General features: G+C 40.0%; 6 protein-coding genes. All 6 read left to right on the top strand.

Translation table 11 applies throughout. The features are described 5' to 3' along the window. On the top strand, nucleotides 1–874 hold an 874-nt coding region (locus M3O96_RS04655; protein WP_249719135.1), incomplete at its 5' end, for a hypothetical protein. Between the two features lie 245 nt (nucleotides 875–1,119). After that, complete coding sequence (locus M3O96_RS04650) at nucleotides 1,120–2,694, top strand: hypothetical protein (protein WP_249719134.1); 1,575 nt, start codon at nucleotides 1,120–1,122, stop codon at nucleotides 2,692–2,694. 3 nt (nucleotides 2,695–2,697) lie between these two features. Continuing rightward, nucleotides 2,698–3,219, top strand: a complete 522-nt coding sequence (locus tag M3O96_RS04645; protein WP_249719133.1) for a YceI family protein — start codon at nucleotides 2,698–2,700, stop codon at nucleotides 3,217–3,219. Nucleotides 3,220–3,251: 32 nt separating this feature from the next. Then, nucleotides 3,252–3,395, top strand: a complete 144-nt coding sequence (locus tag M3O96_RS04640; RefSeq protein WP_249719132.1) for a hypothetical protein — start codon at nucleotides 3,252–3,254, stop codon at nucleotides 3,393–3,395. Between the two features lie 227 nt (nucleotides 3,396–3,622). Then, on the top strand, nucleotides 3,623–4,777 hold the full coding sequence (locus M3O96_RS04635) for a baeRF3 domain-containing protein (protein WP_249719131.1): 1,155 nt from the start codon (nucleotides 3,623–3,625) through the stop codon (nucleotides 4,775–4,777). A gap of 262 nt (nucleotides 4,778–5,039) precedes the next feature. Further along, nucleotides 5,040–7,175: a S9 family peptidase gene (locus M3O96_RS04630; protein ID WP_249719130.1), complete on the top strand. Its 2,136-nt coding sequence runs from the start codon at nucleotides 5,040–5,042 to the stop codon at nucleotides 7,173–7,175. Nucleotides 7,176–7,228 lie beyond the last annotated feature (53 nt).

Genomic DNA, 7,228 nt, shown 5'->3' with positions numbered 1-7,228 from the left:
TAAAATTCAACGAAGACTAGTTATGAAAAGGATATTAATATTAATTATTTGGATCAATTTGATTTTAAGGATTAATGTTCTCGGCAATCCTGTCTTAATTCCATTTGATAGTTCCAAATATGTCAGTCAATCAAAAGAACTGAAAGAAATAAAAATTGTCCAAACAGATGAACCACAAGATCTGGACAGCACAGTGCAGTTTAAGGGGCACTTTTCACATCGAAACTTATTGACCCCTACAGGAAAATCTATGGAAAAAGGCCAGTTTGAATATCAGAATATTTACCTCTTGTTCAATCAATTCAATGTTGGGATCACAGATCGATTTACTGCATCAGGAGCTTTTTTATGGGCACCCGGTATTTTCTCTAATGAGATCTATTTTGGGTATCAGATTACGCCTAGATATTCTTTTGGGAAAATTGGCGGGAATTATAATTTTAACCTAGGAGCAACCGTAGGTAAATGGCCGGATTCCGAGTCGGCCTTTTATGGAGTATTTTCTAACCACACGGTAGGCAATGATAGAAATAACTTGACATTTGGGTTTGGATTTGGTGATAGTTTCAAGGCTCCAACCTATTATTATAGTAATCAGGTTGATCAAGGCTTTTTTCAAAGACCATTTTTCAATTTGGGAGCAAGTCTTCAGTTCAGTAAAAAAATGGGAATGGTGATAGATAATCTGTACGTCAACCGGAATTTTGACAAATCCTTGTTTGGAGGAATTGTATTTAGAGGGCATTTTTCAAGATTCTATGTAGAACTTGGTTTGGGGTATGTAGCAGATTTGGAAAAATCATATTACCAAGAAAGCCAAGTAAGCTTTCTACCAATGTTTGGTTTTGGAGTGAATAATGGAAAGCGGAAGTGATATTAAGAACAATCTTCTTTGTTCAATTTTGTAAATCGAATTATGAGAAGGACAAAACAAGTTTGTATTAATGCAATCCTTCCTCCATTTTATTAGTGACTACTTTTTAATGAATTTTTTATATCTTGAATTATAAAGCAATGACATCCAGCATGAATCAGGTATCTGGATGTCCTTTTTACGATTAGTCTAAATGATAAAGGACTGTCTTTTCCGCAATTCTATGTTTAATAAATGTTTAAAGCATGAAATTCAAAACTGATCAATTATTAAAAAAGTTAAGGATCTCCTCATTCATTTATTGGCCAATATTTGTCTTTCCACTTTTATGGGGAGGGAAATTACCGGATCAAATTGTTGGGTGGGCAGATGAGATAAAAATTCAAATTCCCAAAGTATGGACCGATGAAGCTATGGAAGATTGGGAACTTCCCAATTCCAATCCTGAATTTTCCGCAAAACCTGTTTCCGAGGAATTTTACTACAACCTTCCTGAAAGAGTTGTTTACAAAACCTATCCGGTCTATCATCCTGACCACGAACCGGAAGGCTATTGGGAATGGCTTCATCAGCAGGAGGCTGAAATCGTATTGGACCAATCAACTTTGGTAACAGAGGAAGATTATATCAAGGCAGGAGAACTGCTTTTTGGCTATCCTATTGACACTTTGGGTGCGTTGATCAATACACAACATGTAAGGAACAAAGATTTTTACGCTAAGACAAACATGCCTTTGACACCTGAGGGCATTATGCCCTTTGCCCAATGGGTGGTGGCTGGAAAGGGAAAAGTCTATTTGGGTAATCTTTCCTGCGCTATGTGCCATACCCGGGTGATGGATGATGGTTCTTTGCTCAAAGGTGCACAAGGTAACTGGCCTGGTGATAAGGCTTTTGCCTTTGCCATGGAATCTGACGGAGCCTCTGAAAGGGGAGTGCAGGGGATTACCAATATCCTTTTTGGAAGTCCTTTTGCAGAAGGGGATCCACATGGTAAATTATTGGCAAGTGGAAAAGAAGCTATTTTGGCAGCTTATCGGGCTGTTCCCGAAGGAGCATTTGGCAGGCAGGGAACAAGTATCCTTTTTCCGCCACAAGCACCAAATCTGATAGGGGTCAAGGACAGAAAATACTTGGACCACGGAGGACTAGGACAACATAGGAATATCGAGGACATGATGCGCTATATCGCCATGAATCAGGCTTTGGACTTTCTGAATTTCTATGGGGATTACAATTCCATTGGCCTTACCAAAGAAAGACTCAATAGCGGTGAACCTATCTTTTTTCCGGGAACCTATGATAGGCACTCAGATGCACAGCTTTATGCGCTTGCCAAATATGTGTATTCACTCAGTCCGCCTATAAACCCGAATCAAGCTTCTCAATTGAGTGAAAAAGGAAAAATCATTTTTGCCGAGCAGGGTTGCGTGACTTGTCATACCCCGCCTTTGTTTACCAATAACAAACTGACCCCAGCTGATGGTTTTGAAATACCTGAGGATCATTATGATAGATACGACATCTTCGACATCTCGGTGGGTACAGACCATGGATACACGATGAAGACAAGGAGGGGAACAGGCTATTACAAAGTCCCGTCTTTATTGGGTTTGTGGTACAGAGGACCTTTTCTTCATGATGCTTCGTTGGCCAACTTAGAGGACCTTTTTAATCCGGTAAGATTGGAAGATGATTATGTTCCCACGGGGTTCAAGCCACATGATGTCAAGACCAAAGCGGTCAAAGGGCATGAGTTTGGGATGGAATTGGATGCTGAAGATAAAAAGGCACTTATCGCTTATCTAAAATCCCTTTGATCCATGAATGTGAATTTTCTTATTTCCCTCGTTTTCCTGATTCAATTTCAGGCTTTTTGCCAAAAAGAAAAAGGATCTGATCCGATTGTATTTGAGATCAAAAATGCAGGAATTACAGTAGAAGGCACTATTTCAGATTGGGAGTATGAAATATCCTTTGACCCAAAAAGACTAGATGAATCTTCGATTAAAGGAGTCGCCTATCCTGTGAGCATGGATACAGGCATTAAGCTCCGGGATAAGCATTTGCAGGGAAGACAATATTTCCATGTAGATAAATTTCCTGAAATTTTGATAACGTCAAAAAAAATCACCACCAAAGGAAAAGGAAGTTATATGGGAGTGTTCGATCTTACGATCAAGGAGGTGAAGAAAGAAATAGAAATACCGTTTATGCTAACTTCTAAAGGAAATACCAAGAAGTTGATTGGTGATTTCACAATCAACAGATTGGATTATGGAATTGGTGAAAGTAGCATTGTCCTTGGTGATGAGGTTAAAGTGAAGGTAAATATCAACTTCTAAATTGCTATTCGATTTTAGGTCCCTCCGGAAAAATGTATAAAACTGACTTCAGACATGTGCAGCACCATGTCGCTCAACTTAGTTTTATCCTTCGGCAAAAATCAACACCGCACCTGATTGGGTCTCACATGTCCAATGACCCTTTAAGGGCAAGAAATATCCCGCTTCTAGATTAAAGCGATTCGTAAGTTTGATGGGTCACCACTCAAAAAGCCATTTTTAAATTTTTTGGGATTTTGATGATTGTAAAGGAATTGTGTAACAATTTTCAAAATTTCAGTAACGCTTAGACATTCGGGGAATCATACCTTTATTGGTCAATTTCCGGTATTCTTTATACAAGATATTTCAGGAGAGCACTAATTCTGAATGAAGTCCCGGAATTAAAGCAATAAATCATATTATGAAATTACTAACCAAAAAATTGGTTCAGGGCTTATTGGCTAAAACTGATGAGACGTGTCTTTCCTTGTATATGCCCACACATCGAAGCCATCCTGATAACCTTCAAGATCCCATCAGATTCAAGAATCTTTTAAAAACAATGGAGGATTCTTTGCGAAAAAAATATTCAAATGATGAAACTAAAGCTTTTCTTGCTCCATTGGAAGAGCTCATCCATGATCCCGAAGTGTGGAACCAAACCCTTGAAGGATTGGCAGTTTTTAGCTCTGTAGATCTGTTGGAAATTGTCGGCTTGCAAATTCCTGTGGAAGAATTGGCGATTGTTGCTGATAGTTTTCACACCAAACCTTTGAGGAAATATTTACAGTCTTCCGACCGTTTTCACGTTTTGGCCTTAAACAGACATGAAATGAAATTGTTTGAAGGAAATCGCTTCTCATTATCTGAAATTGACATTTCGGCGGTAATCCCCACCACAATAGAAGAAGCTCTTGGTTCAGAGTTGACTGATAAACACCTCACAGTAGCTTCATATGGCGGGGCCAGCGGTGAAAGTTCCAATATGCACCACGGACATGGGAGTAAAAAAGACGAAGTCGATGTGGATACAGAAAAATTTTTCCGATTTGCAAGCGAACACGTTGAGCAATATTACTCCAAACCAATCGGTTTGCCTTTAATTTTGGCAGCATTGACTGAACATCATCATCCTTTCCGAGAAGTAAGCAAAAATGCCCATCTCTTACCAGATGGAATTCAGATAAATCCTTCAGCTATCGATACTGAGAAAATGGCGACTATGGCTTGGGAAATAATGGAGCCTATTTATTTGAAAAAATTGAATGAACTCGCAGATTCATTTGGTCAGGCAAATGCCAATGGCAAGGGAAGCAGTGACATCAAAGAAGTAGTCCAAGCTGCTACGGAAGGTCGGATTGACACACTTTTGGTGGAGGCTGATAAAATTATAGCCATGAGAATTACCAACTTTGTAACCGGAAATGCACAAAATAGGAGCATTGATAATCCTAAGGTTGATGATTTGTTAGATGATTTGGGTGAGTTGGTGATCAAAATGGGTGGAGAAGTAATGGTGCTTCCTGCAGACAAAATGCCTTCTGAAACAGGCCTTGCTGCTATTTATCGATACTAATCAAAGTATTTAGTTTTATCTAAAATGGGGATTTGGCTTTTTAAGCCGGATTCCCATGTTTTTTTGTTCCCTATTCTTCTTCTCAATTAGATGAGTAGGGGTTTTTTTAGCCGTTATATTCTATTTGGTGGATCCGATTCAGAAAAGTATAGCCAATCGATCGTCGTCTGTAAAGCCTAACTTCCCTACTGTTCTTCACTGTAAATTAGACTGAATTCAGTACCATGATTTCATTATCTTTACTGCTTATTCCCCAGCAACCATGAATAAATCAATCCAAAACTTTCTAATTATCCTCACAGGAATGAGTATCGCATGTTCCCCGGAAAAACCGGAATCAACTTTGCCGGATGTAGCACCACCCTTGGCTACCGTCAAACCATTTGAAATCACCGCCAAACACGGACACAAAAGAGTGGACAATTATTATTGGCTCAATGACCGTGAAAACCCTGAAGTCATCGATTACCTGAATGCAGAGAATGCCTATCTCGATACCATGATGGCACACACCAAGGGCTTTCAGGAGCAGTTGTTCAATGAATTGCGCGCAAGGATCAAAGAAGACGATTCGTCTGTTCCATACAGATTGGACGATTATTATTACTACACCCGCTATGTTGAAGGAGGAGAGTATCCGATTTACGCAAGGAAAAAAGGCTCTCTCGAAGGTGCAGAAGAAATCATCATGGATGGAAATGAACTGGGAAAAGGAAAATCATTTCTCAACTTTTTCACTTCAGTCAGTCCTGACCACAACCTCGCCGCCATCATTATGGATACCGTCGGGCGAAATTTCTACACCGTCATGATCAAAGACCTCCGTACAGGAGAAATGCTTCCTGACAAGATTGAAAATATCAGAAGCTCCGCAACATGGACCAATGACAACAAATCCTTTTTCTACTCCATACCGGATCCTGTGACGCTTAGGAATTTTCAGGTTAAGAGACATATCCTTGGTCAAGATATTTCCAAAGATGAATTGGTATTTGAAGAAAAAGATCAGACACTGAGCTGCGGAGTGGGTAAAACCAAATCGAAAAAATACATCATCATCGGTTCAGGCCGTACGGATGCCTCCTACGCCATGTTTATGGATGCAGACAATCCAGGCAAACCTAAGTTGATTGCTCCTGTGCAGAACAATGTCCAATACAGTGTGGACCATGCCGGTGGGGACAAATTCAATATTTACACTAACCTTAATGCAGTCAATTACCGCCTAGCCGAAGCGCCTATTGCAGATCCTTCTGTCTCTAATTGGAAAGATTTGATACCCCACAGGGCAGATATTTTCTTGGAAAATGTAGAATACTTCAAAGATTTTTATGCGGTTCAGGAGACCAAAGAAGGACTTGCCAATATCCGAATCATCAAATGGGCCGATAAGTCGGAGCATCAGATGGTTTTCGACGAACCGGCTTATTCGGCAAATATTGGTTATAATCCTGAGTTTAATTCCAAGACTTTGCGGTATTCCTACACTTCCATGACCACGCCAAATTCGACTTACGACTATGACATGGAAACCAAGGAAAAAACCTTGATGAAAGAACAGCCTGTCTTAGGGGATTTTAACAAATCCAATTACAAGACAGAAAGGATCATGGTTCCTTCCCGTGATGGAAAGAGAATCCCGATGTCCATTGTTTATAGAATTGACCAATTTAAAAAAGATGGCACTTCACCTGGATGGATTTATGCGTATGGTTCTTATGGAGCCTCTATGGATGCTTACTTCAGCAGCTCTAGATTGAGCCTGTTGGATCGGGGATTTGTATATGCCATTGCGCATGTACGTGGAGGTCAGGAAATGGGCGGGGATTGGTATCAGGATGGCAAAATGATGAACAAGAAGAATACATTTAATGACTTCATCGATTGCTCCAAATGGCTTCAGGACAACCAATATGTCGCAAAAGACAAGCTTTTTGCCTCTGGTGGAAGTGCCGGTGGATTGTTGATGGGAGCTATTACAAACATGGCTCCAGAGCTCTATCGGGGTATAGTAGCACAGGTTGCTTTTGTGGATGTGATCACGACAATGATGGATGAGACGATTCCATTGACCACCTTTGAGTGGCTAGAATGGGGCAATCCAAACATTCAGGAGCAATATGAATACATGCTTTCCTATTCTCCTTATGATAATATAGAGGCAAAAAATTATCCTAATATTCTTGCCACAACAGGTCTTCACGATTCACAAGTCCAGTATTGGGAACCTGCAAAATGGGTAGCACTTCTCCGAACCAAAAAGACAGACAATAACCGTCTCTTTATCAAAACTAATATGGACGCGGGACATGGCGGTGCAAGTGGAAGGTTTGAAAGTCTGAAGGAGTTGGCTTTGGAATATGCCTTTGTTTTTGATATTCTTGGGATTTCGAAATGAAATAAGCTCAATTTGATGTGCTTTTTGTTTTGAAGTTTTTGACTTAGAGCGAA

The sequence above is a fragment of the Aquiflexum sp. TKW24L genome (assembly GCF_023502205.1).
Classification (GTDB): Bacteria; Bacteroidota; Bacteroidia; order Cytophagales; family Cyclobacteriaceae; genus Cognataquiflexum.
This window is presented reverse-complemented; position numbering and strand designations above follow the sequence as displayed.

Coding starts and splice junctions, on each gene's coding strand:
- M3O96_RS04650 (WP_249719134.1), top strand. CDS start 1,120: ATGAAATTCAAAACTGATCAATTATTAAAAAAGTTAAGGATCTCCTCA.
- M3O96_RS04645 (WP_249719133.1), top strand. CDS start 2,698: ATGAATGTGAATTTTCTTATTTCCCTCGTTTTCCTGATTCAATTTCAG.
- M3O96_RS04640 (WP_249719132.1), top strand. CDS start 3,252: ATGTATAAAACTGACTTCAGACATGTGCAGCACCATGTCGCTCAACTT.
- M3O96_RS04635 (WP_249719131.1), top strand. CDS start 3,623: ATGAAATTACTAACCAAAAAATTGGTTCAGGGCTTATTGGCTAAAACT.
- M3O96_RS04630 (WP_249719130.1), top strand. CDS start 5,040: ATGAATAAATCAATCCAAAACTTTCTAATTATCCTCACAGGAATGAGT.